Genomic DNA, 2185 nt, shown 5'->3' on the forward strand with positions numbered 1-2185 from the left:
GCCGTCTCCACCACGTCGTCCAGCGTCGCGACCTGGTACCCGTCCATCGCCGCCTGCAGCGCACAGATCGGGTCGATCTCCGTCACGATCACACGGGCGCCCTGACCGCGCAGCGACTCCGCGGACCCCTTGCCGACGTCGCCGTAACCGAAGACGACCGCCGTCTTGCCACCGATGAGAACGTCCGTGGCACGGTTGATGCCGTCGATCAGCGAGTGGCGGCAGCCGTACTTGTTGTCGAACTTCGACTTCGTCACCGCGTCGTTCACGTTGATCGCCGGGAAGAGCAGGGCGCCCTCGCGGTGCATCTCGTAGAGGCGGTGGACGCCCGTGGTGGTCTCCTCGGAGACCCCGCGGACCTCGGCCGCGAGGGCCGCCCAGTCGATCGCGCTGCGGCCGAGCAGCTCGAAGACCAGGCGCAGTTCCTCGTTGTCGGCGGTCGAGGGGTCGGGCACCGCGCCGGCCTTCGCGAACTCGACGCCCTTGTGGACGAGGAGGGTCGCGTCACCGCCGTCGTCGAGGATCATGTTCGGGCCGGAGTGGCCCGGCCAGATCAGCGCCTGCTCGGTGCACCACCAGTACTCCTCCAGGGTCTCGCCCTTCCAGGCGAAGACCGGTATGCCCGCCGGGTTCTCCTGGGTACCGGTCGGGCCGACCGCGACGGCCGCGGCCGCGTGGTCCTGGGTGGAGTAGATGTTGCAGGACACCCAGCGCACTTCCGCCCCGAGCGCGACGAGGGTTTCGATCAACACGGCGGTCTGCACGGTCATGTGCAGGGAGCCGGTGATGCGGGCACCCGCGAGCGGCTGTGAGGGGGCGTACTCGGCGCGGATCGACATCAGACCGGGCATCTCGTGCTCGGCCAGGGTGATCTCCTTGCGGCCGAAATCCGCGAGCGAGAGGTCTGCGACCTTGAAGTCCATGGGGTTCTACTCCGTGATGATGGTGGCTGTGGGTGTGGCGGTGGGTGTGACTGTGGCTGGTGGCAGTGGGTGTGACTGTGGCTGGTGGCGGCCGAGTGTCCTGATCCCCTATGCGCCCGGGGCCCGGTCCAGGTCCAGGTTCTGATGGATCTCTAGAGTCGCGGTGGACTTGTTGAGGGTGATGTAGTGCAGGCCCGGCGCCCCCTCGGCGAGCAGCCGCTCGGCCATCCGGGTGGCGTACTCGACGCCGATGCGGTGGCCGTCCGCGGGGTTGTCCTTGGCCGCTTCGAGGCGCTGGGCGAGTGCCTGCGGGAACCGGGCGTCGCTCAGTTCGGAGAAGCGCCGGATCTGCCGGTAGTCGGTCGCGGGCATGATCTCGGGGATCACCGGGGTCAGACAGCCCACCGAGCACAGCCGGTCGCGCAGCCGGAGGTAGTCCTCGACGTGGAAGAACATCTGGGTGATGGCGTAGTCCGCGCCGGCCCGGCACTTGGCGGCGAAGTGGCGGACGTCCTCGTCCCATGAGGGTGAGCGGGGGTGGCGCTCGGGGAACGCGGCCACGCCGACCGTGAAGTCCCCCAACTGGCGGATGAGCGAGACCAGTTCGTGGGCGTGGCGCAGCCCGTCGGGGTGTGCCGTCCAGTCCCCCTTGGGGTCGCCGGGCGGGTCTCCGCGCAGCGCCAGGACGTCACGGATGCCCGCGTCCGCGTACTGCCCGATGATGTGGCGCAGCTCGGCCACCGAGTGTCCGACGGCGGTGAGGTGGGCGACCGGGCGCAGGGTGGTCTCGGCGGCGATGCGCTTGGTGACCTCGACGGTCCGGTCGCGGGAGGAGCCGCCGGCGCCGTAGGTGACGGAGACGAAGGACGGGGCGAAGGACTCGATCCGGCGGATGGCGTTCCACAGCACCCGCTCCCCCGCGTCCGTCTTCGGCGGGAAGAACTCGAAGGAGAAGCTCTGCCGGCCCTGGGCCAGTAGTTCCCGGACGCCGAGCGTGGCCGGGGCGGACGTGCGGGGGCGCTCGGCGGTGACGGTTGCGGTGGGAGTGGCGGTGGCGGTGAGTGTGGCCGACATGTCTGTCTCCTTTCTCAGCGTGCGTTGAAGTACTTCGCTTCGGGGTGGTGGATGACGATGGCGTCGGTGGACTGTTCGGGGTGGAGCTGGAACTCCTCGGAGAGGTGGACGCCGATCCGTTCGGGCTGGAGGAGGTCGGCGATCTTGGCGCGGTCCTCCAGGTCGGGGCAGGCGCCGTAGCCGAGGGA

The 2185-nt window shown here is 69.6% G+C and carries 3 protein-coding genes; all 3 read right to left on the reverse strand.

Annotated features, from left to right (window positions below; all coding sequences use genetic code 11):
• Positions 1-923 (reverse strand): adenosylhomocysteinase (locus ACIQWR_RS41475; RefSeq protein ID WP_404021366.1); only part of this gene is annotated, 923 nt, incomplete at its 3' end.
• Positions 924-1031: 108 nt separating this feature from the next.
• Positions 1032-1997, reverse strand: coding sequence for a methylenetetrahydrofolate reductase [NAD(P)H] (gene metF, locus ACIQWR_RS41480; RefSeq protein ID WP_404021369.1), 966 nt, complete (start codon positions 1995-1997; stop codon positions 1032-1034).
• Positions 1998-2011: 14 nt separating this feature from the next.
• Positions 2012-2185, reverse strand: a 174-nt coding sequence (locus tag ACIQWR_RS41485; RefSeq protein WP_404020350.1) for a vitamin B12 dependent-methionine synthase activation domain-containing protein, incomplete at its 5' end; no start/stop codon positions are given.

The organism is Streptomyces sp. NPDC098789, assembly GCF_044759975.1.
In the GTDB taxonomy this organism is placed as follows: domain Bacteria; phylum Actinomycetota; class Actinomycetes; order Streptomycetales; family Streptomycetaceae; genus Streptomyces.

What these genes read in the sequence shown, in the direction of transcription:
- metF (WP_404021369.1), bottom strand. Translation starts at nt 1,997, where the DNA reads ATGTCGGCCACACTCACCGCCACCGCCACTCCCACCGCAACCGTCACC.